Origin of the sequence: Stenotrophomonas sp. MYb57, from assembly GCF_002966815.1 — a bacterium.
GTDB lineage: Bacteria > Pseudomonadota > Gammaproteobacteria > Xanthomonadales > Xanthomonadaceae > Stenotrophomonas > Stenotrophomonas indicatrix.
The window spans coordinates 3,684,781-3,697,412 of sequence record NZ_CP023271.1 but is presented as its reverse complement, the minus strand read 5'-3'; the positions used below and the strand labels follow the sequence as shown (position 1 = coordinate 3,697,412).

General features: G+C 64.8%; 13 protein-coding genes. 9 read left to right on the top strand and 4 right to left on the bottom strand.

All coding sequences use genetic code 11. The annotated features are described in order from the left end of the window. Positions 1-7: 7 nt before the first annotated feature. From CLM74_RS16935 to CLM74_RS16905, 7 genes are all read left to right on the top strand, one after another. A complete protein-coding gene (locus tag CLM74_RS16935) occupies positions 8-238 on the top strand; it encodes a hypothetical protein (RefSeq protein ID WP_105164563.1) in 231 nt (76 codons plus the stop codon). Between the two features lie 96 nt (positions 239-334). After that, positions 335-1,213 carry a 30S ribosomal protein S6--L-glutamate ligase gene (gene rimK / locus CLM74_RS16930; protein WP_025874283.1) on the top strand — a complete coding sequence of 293 codons (879 nt, stop codon included), beginning with the start codon at positions 335-337 and terminating at the stop codon, positions 1,211-1,213. A gap of 255 nt (positions 1,214-1,468) precedes the next feature. Further along, positions 1,469-1,945: a hypothetical protein gene (locus CLM74_RS16925; protein ID WP_025874284.1), complete on the top strand. Its 477-nt coding sequence runs from the start codon at positions 1,469-1,471 to the stop codon at positions 1,943-1,945. An 89-nt stretch (positions 1,946-2,034) separates the two neighbouring features. Continuing rightward, positions 2,035-2,508 carry a hypothetical protein gene (locus CLM74_RS16920; protein WP_025874285.1) on the top strand — a complete coding sequence of 158 codons (474 nt, stop codon included), beginning with the start codon at positions 2,035-2,037 and terminating at the stop codon, positions 2,506-2,508. 8 nt (positions 2,509-2,516) lie between these two features. Beyond that, positions 2,517-3,194, top strand: a complete 678-nt coding sequence (locus CLM74_RS16915; protein ID WP_025874286.1) for a response regulator transcription factor — start codon at positions 2,517-2,519, stop codon at positions 3,192-3,194. Then, positions 3,157-4,527, top strand: coding sequence for a HAMP domain-containing sensor histidine kinase (locus CLM74_RS16910; RefSeq protein ID WP_032975180.1), 1,371 nt, complete (start codon positions 3,157-3,159; stop codon positions 4,525-4,527). The genes CLM74_RS16915 and CLM74_RS16910 overlap by 38 nt, the downstream gene beginning before the upstream one ends. A 616-nt stretch (positions 4,528-5,143) precedes the next feature. After that, on the top strand, positions 5,144-5,530 hold the full coding sequence (locus CLM74_RS16905) for a hypothetical protein (protein ID WP_105164562.1): 387 nt from the start codon (positions 5,144-5,146) through the stop codon (positions 5,528-5,530). Between the two features lie 52 nt (positions 5,531-5,582). On the opposite strand, the gene coaE is transcribed toward CLM74_RS16905, so the two are convergent. From coaE to CLM74_RS16890, 3 genes are read right to left on the bottom strand one after another with little or no spacing between them, the layout of a single operon-like run. Beyond that, complete coding sequence (coaE, locus tag CLM74_RS16900) at positions 5,583-6,194, bottom strand: dephospho-CoA kinase (RefSeq protein WP_105164561.1); 612 nt, start codon at positions 6,192-6,194, stop codon at positions 5,583-5,585. 11 nt (positions 6,195-6,205) lie between these two features. Then, the gene (locus CLM74_RS16895) at positions 6,206-7,069 is read right to left on the bottom strand and encodes an A24 family peptidase (protein WP_025874291.1); all 864 of its coding nucleotides are present in this window, start codon (positions 7,067-7,069) and stop codon (positions 6,206-6,208) included. A gap of 7 nt (positions 7,070-7,076) precedes the next feature. Next, positions 7,077-8,336: a type II secretion system F family protein gene (locus CLM74_RS16890; RefSeq protein WP_105164560.1), complete on the bottom strand. Its 1,260-nt coding sequence runs from the start codon at positions 8,334-8,336 to the stop codon at positions 7,077-7,079. Positions 8,337-8,683: 347 nt separating this feature from the next. Here CLM74_RS16890 and CLM74_RS21815 point away from each other — a divergent pair, with 347 nt between their 5' ends. Continuing rightward, positions 8,684-9,064 carry a prepilin-type N-terminal cleavage/methylation domain-containing protein gene (locus CLM74_RS21815; protein ID WP_105164559.1) on the top strand — a complete coding sequence of 127 codons (381 nt, stop codon included), beginning with the start codon at positions 8,684-8,686 and terminating at the stop codon, positions 9,062-9,064. A gap of 129 nt (positions 9,065-9,193) precedes the next feature. Beyond that, entirely contained in the window at positions 9,194-10,924 is a 1,731-nt protein-coding gene (gene pilB, locus CLM74_RS16880) for a type IV-A pilus assembly ATPase PilB (RefSeq protein WP_105164558.1), read from the top strand. A gap of 298 nt (positions 10,925-11,222) precedes the next feature. Here pilB and CLM74_RS16875 read toward each other — a convergent pair whose 3' ends face one another. Beyond that, entirely contained in the window at positions 11,223-12,596 is a 1,374-nt protein-coding gene (locus CLM74_RS16875) for a sigma-54 dependent transcriptional regulator (RefSeq protein ID WP_025874296.1), read from the bottom strand. Between the last annotated feature and the right edge of the window lie 36 nt (positions 12,597-12,632).

Here is a 12,632-nt window from a genome sequence, read left to right as displayed (position 1 = left end):
CGCCGGCATGCAACGCAGGAACGACCTGGTCAACGCACTGCATCAGATATTCCTTTCCGCGGGAATTGGCTCGGCCAAACAGGTTGAAGCGGTGCGCGCCCTGGGCAGGGCAGGTGGGCCGGAGGCCGCGCAGCGCATCGTGGAGATTTACAAGGATGCCTTCGGCGGGTCGACTGTCCAGATGGCGTGCATCGCCGCTCTGGGCGAGGCCGCACGCGGCTATCCAGCGGCGGAATGAAGGGGAAGCCCGGCACGCGGTGGTGCCGCCAGGCAACATCATCCAGACGCAACGCTGCCACGCTATGCTTCGCGCCTGCCGACCGATCCCACTGCGATGAAGCTCGCCATCCTGTCCCGCAACACCCGGCTGTACTCCACCCGTCGGCTGGTCGAGGCCGCGCGCGCGCGCGGCCATACCGTGCGCATCCTGGATCCGCTGCGCTGCTACATGCGCATCGCCGCGGACGGCTTTTCCATGCACTACAAGGGCAGGCCGATGACCGGCGTGGACGCGGTCATCCCACGCATCGGCGCTTCGGTCACCCGCTACGGCACCGCCGTGCTGCGCCAGTTCGAACTGATGGGCGCACGCACGCCCAATCCGTCCGACGCGATCCTGCGCTCGCGCGACAAGCTGCGGGCGCACCAGTTGCTGGCGGCCAAGGGCATCGACATGCCGGTCACCGTCTTCGGTGACAACCCGGATGACACCGTCGACCTGTTGTCCATGCTCGGCCCACCGCCGCATGTGGTGAAGCTCAATGAAGGCACCCAGGGCCGTGGCGTGATCCTCACCGAGAAGGCCAGCGCCTCGCGCGGCATCGTCGAAGCCCTGCGTGGCCTGTATGCCAACTTCCTGATGCAGGAGTTCATCGGCGAGGCCAAGGGCGCCGACCTGCGTTGCTTCGTGGTCGGCGACCAGGTGGTGGCGTCGATGCAGCGCCAGGCGCCGGAGGGGGATTTCCGCTCGAACCTGCATGCCGGCGGTACGGCGGTGGCGTCCAAGGCCAGCCGGGCCGAGCAGCAGGTGGCGGTGCGTTCGGCCAAGGCGCTGGGGCTGGGCGTCTGCGGGGTGGACCTGATCCGCTCCGAGCGCGGCCCGCTGGTGCTGGAGGTGAACTCCACCCCGGGCTTGGAAGGGATCGAGGCCGCCTGCGGGGTGGATGTGGCCGCACGCATCATCGAACACGTCGAGAAGATCAAAAAATCCTGATATTTCAGCGGCTTGAAATTAAATTCAGGCGGGGTTGGCGGTTTTAACACTGCTTTAATCGCCCCGGGCGTAGCCTTCAACGAACCGCAGCTCTGCCTCTCAGCAGGATCGGTATCGGGATACAACTTCAGGCCCAGGCGGGTGCACCGCCTGGGTCTTTTTTATGCCCTGTGTCCCCCTGCCAAGGGGCCCTTGTGGGCACGTGGGGACACTCGTAGAGTTGGGCCTTCGTTCCGAAGGATCGGGAGGTTGGCGATGTACCGCACCACGATGATCGTGCTGTTGCTGTGCCTGCCTGGCGTTGCACTGGCCAAGCCGGAAAAGGCGGCTGTGCAGATGGACCGCCAGACCCCGGTGGCCGAGCAGGTCCGCCAGGTCGAAAAAGCCCTGCAGCAGGGCGACTACAACGAAATCTCCGCCGAGGACCGCAGTCAGGTCCAGCAGGCATTGGCGCGGATCACCCAGCGGATGGGCGACCGGCAGACCGTCCAGGAGCTGCCGCCGCAGGTGCAGAACGACGTCTTCAACGATCAGGAGCGGGTCAACAGCATCCTGACGCGCGCCCACGACGACAGCCGCCAGATCTGCTCGTACCAGCGCACCACGGGCAGCAACATGCCCAAGAGCCGTTGCATGACCGTGGCCGAACGGCGCCGCATCGAAGAGAAGGGCAAGGCCCTGCTCAACGACCAGCGTACCTACAGCAACTTGAACCCGGACTCCAAGCTTTAAGGCCGCCTGCACCCTGCCGGCCAGCACTTGCTGGCAGAGCGGGCATCCGCATACAGTCGGCGTTCACCTCAGACAGGGATTCGTTTGTCATGAAGCATCCAGTGATATCAGCGGTTCTGGTTTCGGCGTTGGCCCTGGTCGCTGCTTCGGCAGGGGCCAAGAGTGCCGAAGAGGTATTCCTACCGGGCAAGCCGCTGCTGCAGCAGGTAGAGCGCATCGAGATCGAGCTCAACGATGGCGAAACCTATTCCGAGCTCCGTCAGGAAGAGCGCGGCAAGGTCCGCGAGACCCTGGTTCGCATCCGTGCCGCCGCCGAGCAGTACCCGACCAAGGACGCGATGCCTGAATCGGTACGAACTGAGGTCTTCAACGATCAGCAGGTCGTGAACACCGTTTTGACACAGGCGCGTGAAGATAGTCGTCTAATATGCCGACGTGAGAAGACCATTGGTTCCAACATGTCGTCCACGCAATGCATGACCGTCGCCGAGCGTGCTCGGCAGAAGGACAAGGCACAGCGCGACATGGGTCAGGCCCAGCGCGTCGGTAAATTCGTCAATTAGAGGTGACAGTGAGAATCCTGGTAATCGAAGACAACAGCGACATTGCGGCCAATCTGGGCGACTACCTGGAGGACCGGGGCCACACCGTGGACTTCGCTGCCGACGGAGTGACCGGGTTGCATCTGGCTGTCGTGCACGAGTTCGACGCGATTGTCCTGGACCTCAACCTGCCCGGCATGGACGGCATCGAAGTCTGCCGCAAGCTTCGCAATGAAGCGCGCAAGCAGACCCCGGTGCTGATGCTGACCGCGCGCGATTCGCTGGACAACAAGCTGGCCGGCTTCGATTCCGGTGCTGACGACTACCTGATCAAGCCGTTCGCGCTGCAGGAAGTGGAAGTGCGTCTGAACGCCCTGTCGCGTCGCGGCAAGGGCGTGCAGACCCGTGTGCTGGAAACGGGTGATCTGGAATACAACCTGGACACGCTGGAAGTGCGCCGCCAGGGCAAGCTGCTGCAGCTCAACCCGACCGCATTGAAGATCCTGCAGGCGCTGATGGAAGCGGCCCCGGCCGTGGTCACCCGGCAGGAACTGGAAACCCGTGTCTGGGGCGAAGAGCTGCCGGACTCCGATTCGCTGCGCGTGCACATCCACGGCCTGCGCGCCGTGGTGGACAAGCCCTTTGAAGTGCCGATGATCCAGACCCGCCATGGCATCGGATACCGCATCGCTACGCCGGAAGCCTGATTCTGTGGCAAGCAAGGGGGAGCGCCGGCGCACGCCTTATCGGCGGCGCCTGCGCAGCCGCATCATCGTTTCGTTCGTGTTGTTGGGCTTCTGCCTGACGACACTGTTCGCGTTCGCCACCAACTGGGCCCGCATGCGGGTGGAAAACCAGCTGGTGGAAGACGTGATGAACCGCAACATCAGCGAGTACGTGCGGCGTTATTACGAAAGCCCGGACCGCAACCCCGACCTGCCGGTGCAGCAGATGCGCGCGCGCCTGATAAAGCCTGACAAGTTCGAAGCCCTGCGCGAGGAGGAGCCGGACTGGTACGAGTTCAAGGACGGCCTGTACAACATGGGCGGTGTGGACGAGCGCGGCGAGCGCTATTCCTACAAGCTGGCCGTGCGCAAGACTCCCGATGCCTGGGCGTTCCTGGCCTACGACATGACCGACAGCGTCCGCGGTGGGCAGCAGCTTAACCGCGCGCTGTTCCTGTCGGTGCTGGTATTCAGCCTGCTGTCGCTGGTGCTGGGCTGGTGGTCGGCCTCCAAGGTGATGAAGCCGGTCTCGGATCTGGCCGCGCGCCTGCGTGCGTACCGTGGCGGTACCAGTGAGCCCGAGCCGTTGGCGCCGCGCTTCCCGGATGACGAAGTGGGCCAGCTGGCACAGGCGTTGGATGACTATTCCTCGCGGCTGACCGAAGTGGTGCAGCGCGACCGTGAGTTCAATGCCGATGTCAGCCACGAGCTGCGCACGCCGTTGGCGGTGATCCGTGGCGCCACCGAACTGCTGCTGACCCGCCCGGGCCTGGACGAGAAGGTACTGCAGCGCCTGCAGCGCATCCAGCGTGCCGAGCAGCAGTGCAGCGATCTGATCGGCGCGCTGCTGCTGCTGTCGCGCAACGAACGCGGGCAGGGCAGCAGCAATGTCGCCCGGGTGGCCGAACAGCTGCTGGACGCGCACCGCGCCCAGTTGGGTGGCAAGCCGCTGGAGCTGCACCTGGATGGCGAACGTGATCTGGTCATCGATGCCCCCGAAGCGGCGCTGTCGGTGGCGCTGGGCAACCTGATCGGCAATGCGGTGAAGTATTCGCAGGATGGCGAGGTGCGCGTGCATGTGGGTGCCAACGCCGTGTCGGTGACCGACAGCGGGCCGGGCCTGAGCGAGGAAGATGCCGCCAAGCTGTTCCAGCGCGGCTATCGCGGTACTCATGCCGGTCACTCGCAGGGCGGTGGCATTGGCCTGTCGATCGTCAGCCGCCTGTGCGATCTGTACGGCTGGCAGGTGAGCGTGCGCCCGGGCGGCGCCCGTGGCGTGATCGCCACGCTGACGTTCTCGCCGAAGCCGTTGTAACCCATTCTGGCTGCTGTTTTGGTGGGTGCCGACCTTGGTCGGCACGAATCCATTCGTCGCTGATGCTGCTTTGGTGGGTGCCGACCTTGGTCGGCACGAATCCTCCGGTCGCCGATGTTGCTCTGGTGGGTGCCGACCTTGGTCGGCACAAATCCATCCGTCGCCAAAATCTCCCACTCGGCGCGAAATGTCGCATGCAACGCCAATGCAGCTTCCGCGAAGGCTCGGCGTTTCTGGTCCAGCACGACACCTGCGTGACGCACTCCGCGCCCTGCGCGTGTCACACCACACGATTCCGCAGACGGTTGGCCCACATGGCGTTTTCGCCTCATGACCGCATTGCATGCAGCTGGCGAGATGGCATGGTCGGGGTCATCGCCCCGGCCGGGATTGGCGTCCCGAATAAACCCGACAATTCAACAGCTCCTGATGCGCCCAGGCCATCATGGAAAATGCACCGCATGCTCTTGCTTCGGCGGGCGGTGCGTGGGGATTCACCAGAATCCGCTGGAGTCTTTTTCCTTGCTGTTGAGTAGTTGGGTCTCCGGTACGCCAACCCGCACCGTCCGCCACCTCGCATCCGCGGGTGGCCTTACCGTCTGCGAGGAGCACTGCCATGTCTACACGCACCACCTATCCGAACCTGCGCCGCCTGGTTGGCGAATCCGCCGATCAGTTGCCGGCCGACATCGCCGAACGCATCGAAGATGTACTGGCCGAACCCAGCGACCTGCTGCCCGCGCTGATGGCGCGCATGGATGGGCGCGATAACGCCGATGGCCAGACCCGGAAGGGCACCGGTCTCACGCCCTCGCAGGCGGTAACCCTGGCCAGCCTCAGCCGTACCCTGGCCGGTCTCAATGCGCTGATCCAGATGCTGCACGCCGCCGAAGCGGCACGCGTGCAGGGCAGCGCGGGCCAGCAACTGCCGCCGGATGTAGTGGAAGGTCTGTTGCTGGCCGCCCGCGAACTGGCGCGCTACGCCCGCCAGCAGCTGGAGTAGATCCACGCCATGCGTGGATGCCCGTTCGCGCGGTGCCGATGGACCTGCAGGGTTATCCGGCCGCCAACGCCAGATACCGCGCATGCAACCGCTCGACCTGCGCCTGCAGGTCATCCGGATGGCCATCATTGACGACCACATCATCAGCCAGCGCGAGGCGCTGCGCGCGGGTGGCCTGGGCGGCGATCATCTGGTCAGCCAGCGCGGCGTCGATGCCGTCGCGCTGCATCAGCCGGGCGTGCTGCACGGCTTCCGGGGCATCTACCAGCAGCACCCGGTCCAGCCACGGATAGGCCTGGCGACCGCCCACTTCGGTCAGCAGCGGGATCGCCGCCAGCGCATAGGGGCTGGCGGCCTGCTCGCACTGCTGCTGCATCAGCCGGCGGATGGCCGGGTGGGTGATCGCTTCCAGCGCAGTCCGCTCGGCCGGGTCGGCAAAGATGTGGGCACGCAGGCGCGCCCGGTCCAGGGCGCCGTCGGCGAGCAGCATGTCTGCACCGAAGCGCTCGGCAACCAGGGCGAGGGCAGGGCTGCCCACCGCCACCACCGCGCGCGCGGCCAGGTCGGCGTCGGCAACAACAATTCCCAGCGTCTCGAAGCGCCGGGTTACCTCACTCTTGCCCGAGGCGATGCCGCCGGTCAGGCCCACCACATACTGGCTCATGGGGACTCCCCTCAGCGCAGCCCGCTCATCACCAGATACTGGTTCAACAGCGGCTCGCCCCACATGAAGAACAGCCAGCCGGCCAGTGCCAGGTAGGGGCCGAACGGAATCGGTGTCGCCCGGTCACGGCCACGGCTGTACAGCCAGATCGAGCCGATGAGGGCGCCCAGCACCGACGACATCAGGATGATCGGCAGGATGCCCTTCATCCCGCACCAGGCGCCCAGCGCGGCCAGCAGCTTGAAGTCGCCGTGGCCCATGCCTTCCTTGCCGGTCAGCTGCTTGAACAGCCACCACACCGACCACAGCGACAGGTAGCCCAGCAGGGCGCCGAGCAGGGCCGGTTTGGCCGGCATGTACAGGTTGTCGATGCTGCCGATCAACCCCAGCCACATCAGCGGCAGGGTCAATTGGTCCGGGAGCAGTTGGGTGCGCAGGTCGATGCCGGACAGGGCGATCAGGAAGCAGGTCAGCACGATCGCACCGAAGCCCTGCCAGCCGAAGCCGAACTGCCACACACAGGCCAGCACCATCACCGCGGTCAGGGCCTCCACCAGCGGGTACTGGATGGAGATGGGCGCCTTGCAGTGGCGGCACTTGCCGCCCTGGATCATCCAGCTGAACAGCGGGATGTTCTCGTACCAGGCCAGCTTGTGCTTGCAGTGGGGGCAGTGCGAAGGCTCCACCACGATGCCCGGCGGGGGCGGCTCGTAGAAGTCCGGCTCCTCCAGAACCTCGCGCGCATCGCGCTTCCACTGCCATTCCAGCCGCTTGGGCAGGCGCAGGATGACGACGTTCAGGAAGCTGCCCAGAAGCAGTCCCAGGCCGGCCGCGGCGGGATAGCCGAGGCCGGGATGCTGGTCAAGAAAAGCCATGTATGTGTTATCCGACGACGGAGGCGAGCTTGAAGATCGGCAGGTACATGCCGACGACCATGCCGCCCACGACCACACCGATGAACACCATGATCATCGGTTCGAGCAGGCTGCTCAAGGCGTCAACGGCATTGTTGACCTCCTGCTCATAATACTCGGCCACCTTGAACAGCATGGTATCCAGCGCGCCGGCCTCTTCGCCGATGCCGGTCATCTGGATGACCATGTGCGGGAACAGGTTGGTCTGCTTCATCGCCATGTTGACCGGATAGCCGACCGACACGTCATCGCGCATGCGCAGCACGGCCTCCTCATAGACCTTGTTGCCGGTGGCGCCGGCGACGATGCCCAGCGCCTCCACCAGCGGCACGCCGGCCTTGAAAGTCACCGCCGTGGTGCGGGCGAAACGGGCGATGGCACTGTTGTGCATGATCTGGCCGATCACCGGCACCTTCAGGATGTAGCGGTCCATCGCGTGCTGCATGGCGGGTGAGCGCTTGTAGGCCATGACCAGGCCGACGATGCTGCCGATCACGACGATGGCGATCAGCCACCACCAGGACACCATGAAGCGCGAAGCGTTGACGATGATCTGGGTGAAGGCCGGCAGGTCGGCGCCGAAGCTCTTGAACACATCCTCGAACTGCGGCACCACGAAGATCAGCAGGATGGCGCTGACCAGCAGCGCTACCGCGATGACCATTGCCGGGTAGAACAGTGCCTTCTTGATCTTGCCTTTCAGGCCTTCGATGTTTTCCTTGTAGGTGGCCACGGTGTCCAGCACCGTTTCCAGCACGCCGGCGCCTTCGCCGGCGCGTACCAGGTTGCGGTACAGCTCGTCGAACTGCACCGGGTACTTGCTGACCGATTCGTACAGTGACGAGCCGCCCTCGATGTCGGTGCGGACGCCGTCGACCATCTTCTTCATGCGCGGGTTCTTGTGCCCGCTGCCGATGATCTCCAGTGCCGACACGATCGGCACGCCGGACTTCATCATCGTGGCCATCTGCCGGCTGAAGAAGGCGATGTCCTTGGTGCCGATTGCCTTGCCGGCGGCACCGAACAGTGGTTTGGGCTTGGCCTTGACCTGGTCGGGGTTGATCCCCTGCCGGCGCAGCTCGGCGCGCAGCAGGTTGGCGTTCTTTGCCAGCTGCTCGCCCTTCATCCTCACGCCGCGTTTGTCGGTCCCCTGCCAGACAAACGGCTGCAACTCCATGGTGGCGCGGGCCACCGGTTCCTTCTTGATCGCACTGCGACTGACAGACATGTTGGCTCCCCGGCCCGCCATCCCCAGACGGGCATCTGCCGATGGTAGCGGGTTCATCGTCGTCTTGGCAGATCCGGGAGGGGCGGAAATGCGAAATCGTGCCGGCGGCCGGCCAAAGGTGACGCACTGCGTCACATTGCCGGGTCCATCGCAGAATGATGACTGGGGGGTTCACATCGCAGAAATTGCTGCCATCATGGGCGCGGGGAAATCCAGGGGGAGGCGTGCCGGGGTTGGCACGCAACCTGCGTAGATCCACCCGCAGGGTGCAGGACCCGCTCAACCGGCCGTTGGCCGGACCGCTCCTGCGCGCTGACTCAACCACCACTAATCTTGGGGATGTAATCATGAAGAACCAGAAGGGCTTCACCCTGATCGAACTGATGATCGTCGTTGCGATCATCGCGATCCTGGCCGCCATCGCGCTGCCGCAGTACAAGAACTACACCGCTCGCGCCAAGATCACCCAGGCGATTGGCAGCGTTGCCGGCGAAAAGATCAAGGTTGGCGAGAACCACTCGTCGGAAGTGGCCAATCTGTGCCAGGGTGCCGCCAACTGCACTGGCAACGGCGTGCTGACCGGCACCTCGAAGGACACGACTGCAACTGTCACGCTGACCCCCACCTTCCCGACTGATGGCGTTGCGCCGATCACTTGGGCTTGCGTCGTTACCAAGTCGAGCGTCGCAAACTATAAGGATGACCCGTGCGAGACCCTGACCCCGTAACTGGGGCCAGCGCTCAGCACACTGCGCTGGTGTGACCCGGGATGCCCGCGAGAAATCGCGGGCATCTTCATTTGTGTAACGCGCTTGGCGCGACTATAAAGCCTTGTACCTTTTTCAAAGTCAGCCGCCATGAACGCAGTCACCTCCGCCAATCTCGTCGGCATCACCGGTCTGGCCCGTCGTCTGGTCCAGGACGGCGCACTGGATGAAGCCGGTGCCCGCGATGCCATGGCCAAGGCCACCGCAGCCCGCCAGCCGCTGCCCACCTGGTTCGCGCAGAACAAGGTGGTCTCACCGCCGCAGCTGGCCGCTGCCAATGCGGTCGAGTTCGGCATGCCGCTGTTCGACGTGTCGGTATTCGATGCCAGCCAGAACGCGATGAGCCTGGTCAGCGAGGAGCTGCTGCGCAAGCACAACGTGCTGCCGCTGTTCAAGCGTGGCGGCAAGCTGTTCGTCGGCACCAGCAACCCGACTCATTCACTGGACGAAATCAAGTTCCACACCAATCTGGTGGTGGAGCCGATCCTGGTTGACGAGGACCAGATCCGCCGCACTCTGGAGCAGTGGCACTCCAGCCATGACACGCTGGGCGATTCGCTGGGCGGAGATGACGATGGTCTCGCCAACCTTGATATCTCCGGTGGCGACGATGACATGGCCGGCGGCACCGATTCGGGCATCGACGCCAAGGGCGACGATACTCCGGTGGTGAAGTTCATCAACAAGGTGTTGATCGATGCGATCCGAAAGGGTGCCTCGGACATCCACTTCGAGCCCTACGAAGACGATTACCGCGTGCGCCTGCGCATCGATGGCCTGTTGAAAATGGTCGCGCGTGCGCCGAACAAGCTCAACCAGCGCATTGCCGCGCGCCTGAAGGTGATGGCGCAGCTGGATATCGCTGAAAAGCGCGTGCCGCAGGATGGCCGCATCAAGCTCAATCTTTCCAAGACCAAGCAGATCGACTTTCGTGTCAGCACCCTGCCGACGCTGTTCGGCGAGAAGGTGGTGCTGCGTATCCTCGATGGCAGCGCGGCCAAGCTGGGCATCGACAAGCTGGGTTACGAGCCGGACCAGCAGAAGCTGTTCCTGGAGGCGATCCACAAGCCTTACGGCATGGTACTGGTGACCGGCCCGACCGGTTCAGGCAAGACGGTGTCCCTGTATACCGCACTGGGCATCCTCAACGACGAGACCCGCAACATCTCCACCGCCGAGGATCCGGTGGAAATCCGCCTACCCGGCGTCAACCAGGTGCAGCAGAACAACAAGCGCGGCATGACCTTTGCCGCAGCGCTGCGCTCGTTCCTGCGACAGGATCCGGACATCATCATGGTCGGCGAAATCCGCGACCTGGAGACGGCGGAAATTGCGATCAAGGCTGCGCAGACCGGTCACATGGTGCTGTCCACGCTGCATACCAACGATGCGCCGCAGACCATCGCGCGCCTGATGAACATGGGCATCGCGCCGTACAACATCACCAGCTCGGTGACGCTGGTGATCGCCCAGCGCCTGGCGCGCCGCCTGTGTTCGAACTGCAAGCGGCCGGCCGACCTGCCTGCACACGCCCTTCTGGCCGAGGGCTTCACCCAGGCGCAGCTGGATGCAGGCATCGAGCTGTATGAGGCGGTAGGCTGCGACGAATGCACCGAGGGCTACAAGGGCCGTACCGGCCTCTACCAGGTGATGCCGATGACCGACGAGATCGCGACCATCGTGCTGGCGGGCGGCAATGCGCTGCAGATTGCCGAGGCCGCGCAGGCGATCGGTGTGAATGACCTGCGGCAGTCGGCGTTGAAGAAGGCGGCCGCGGGTGTGACCAGCCTGGCCGAGATCAATCGCGTCACCAAGGATTGATGCCGTAGATCCACGCCATGCGTGGATGGGCGGTGCACGGGGTTGCCGGCCAGCGGCCGGCACTACCATTTCGACGCAGAACGGCCGGTTGATCCACGCCGTGCGTGGATGGGGCAACCAGCAGATCCACGCCATGCGTGGATGGGCGATGCACGGGGTTGCCGGCCAGCGGCCGGCACTACCATTCCGACGCAGAACGGCCGGTTGATCCAGGCCGTGCGTGGATGGGCAACCAGTAGATCCACGCCATGCGTGGATGGCGCGGTGCACGAGGTTGCCGGCCAGCGGCCGGCACTACCTATTCCATCCCCAGCTTCTTCAGCTTGTAGCGCAGCGCACGGAAGGTGATGCCCAGCTGCGCGGCGGTGCGGGTCTTGTTCCAGCGGTTTTCTTCCAGCGCGCGCTGGATCGCACTGCGCTCGAGCTGCTCGATGTACGAGGGCAGGGCGGCACTGCCCGGGTGCAGATCGACCACGGCTTCGGCATGGGCGGCACTGCCCGGTGAACGCGGTGCGTGCTGCGGCAGGCGCAGGTCGTCGGCGCCGATACGATCTTCCTCGGCCAGTGCCAGCGCGCGTTCCAGGATGTTCTCCAGCTCGCGCACGTTGCCGGGGAAGCCGTACTGGGCCAACGCGTCCAGCGCCGACGGCGCCAGCAGCGGGGTGGCGCGGCCGTGGCTGCGGGCCAGCCGCGCCAGGATCGACGCCGCCAGTGCGGGCAGGTCCTGGCGACGCTCGCGCAGCGGCGGCACGCGCAGTTCGATGACGTTGATGCGGTAGTAGAGGTCGTGGCGGAAGCGCCCGTCTTCGACCAGCTCGGCCAGATCCTTGTGGGTGGCCGAGAGGATGCGCACGTCCACCGGTTCTTCGCTGGGTGCGCCCACCGCGCGCACCGATTTTTCCTGGATCGCACGCAGCAGCTTCACCTGCATCTGCAGCGGCAGCTCGGCCACCTCATCCAGGAACAGGGTGCCGCCGTGTGCGGCCTGGAACAGTCCCGGCTTGTCGGCATGGGCGCCGGTGAAGCTGCCCTTGCGATGGCCGAAGAACTCGCTCTCCATCAACTCGGTGGGAATGGCGCCACAGTTGACCGGCACGAACGGCCCAGCGGCGCGTGCACCCTGTGCATGGATGGTGCGTGCAACCAGTTCCTTGCCCACCCCGGATTCTCCCAGGATGTAGACCGGCGCCTGGCTGCGCGCAACCTTGCCGATGGTGGCGCGCAGCACGTCCATCGCCGGCGATTCGCCGAGCAGGCGTGCGGCCTGTTCGGCGGCGGGGCCGGCAACGGGGCGTTCGCTGTTGTTGAGTTCCAGCGCATGCTTGACCAGGCCGCGCAGCACGGTGATGTCCACCGGCTTGCTGACGAAATCGAAGGCACCGGCTTTCAGCGCTTCCACGGCCAGGTCCATGCTGCCGAAGGCGGTGATCATCGCCACCGGCGTGCGCGGATAGTGCTGGGCGATCTCGCTGACCAGTTCGATGCCATTGCCATCGGGCAGGCGCATGTCGGTGATGCACAGGTCATAGGGATTGCTGGCCAGCAGTTCGCGGGCTTCGGCGAGGTTGGCGGCGGTGCTGATGCGCAGGCCCATGCGGCCGAGGGTCAACACCAGCAGTTCGCGGATATCGCGTTCATCGTCGACGACGAGGGCGCTGCGGGTTTCGTTCATGGGTGGGAAAGATAGCCGAGGGTGTGGAAGGCGACA

Bases quoted from the DNA above. Each gene is read 5' to 3' on its own strand.
- CLM74_RS16905 (WP_105164562.1), top strand. From the start codon at position 5,144: ATGTCTACACGCACCACCTATCCGAACCTGCGCCGCCTGGTTGGCGAA.
- CLM74_RS16875 (WP_025874296.1), bottom strand. From the start codon at position 12,596: ATGAACGAAACCCGCAGCGCCCTCGTCGTCGACGATGAACGCGATATC.
- pilB (WP_105164558.1), top strand. From the start codon at position 9,194: ATGAACGCAGTCACCTCCGCCAATCTCGTCGGCATCACCGGTCTGGCC.
- CLM74_RS21815 (WP_105164559.1), top strand. From the start codon at position 8,684: ATGAAGAACCAGAAGGGCTTCACCCTGATCGAACTGATGATCGTCGTT.
- rimK (WP_025874283.1), top strand. From the start codon at position 335: ATGAAGCTCGCCATCCTGTCCCGCAACACCCGGCTGTACTCCACCCGT.
- CLM74_RS16920 (WP_025874285.1), top strand. From the start codon at position 2,035: ATGAAGCATCCAGTGATATCAGCGGTTCTGGTTTCGGCGTTGGCCCTG.
- CLM74_RS16890 (WP_105164560.1), bottom strand. From the start codon at position 8,336: ATGTCTGTCAGTCGCAGTGCGATCAAGAAGGAACCGGTGGCCCGCGCC.
- CLM74_RS16935 (WP_105164563.1), top strand. From the start codon at position 8: ATGCAACGCAGGAACGACCTGGTCAACGCACTGCATCAGATATTCCTT.
- CLM74_RS16910 (WP_032975180.1), top strand. From the start codon at position 3,157: ATGGCATCGGATACCGCATCGCTACGCCGGAAGCCTGATTCTGTGGCA.
- CLM74_RS16925 (WP_025874284.1), top strand. From the start codon at position 1,469: ATGTACCGCACCACGATGATCGTGCTGTTGCTGTGCCTGCCTGGCGTT.
- coaE (WP_105164561.1), bottom strand. From the start codon at position 6,194: ATGAGCCAGTATGTGGTGGGCCTGACCGGCGGCATCGCCTCGGGCAAG.
- CLM74_RS16895 (WP_025874291.1), bottom strand. From the start codon at position 7,069: ATGGCTTTTCTTGACCAGCATCCCGGCCTCGGCTATCCCGCCGCGGCC.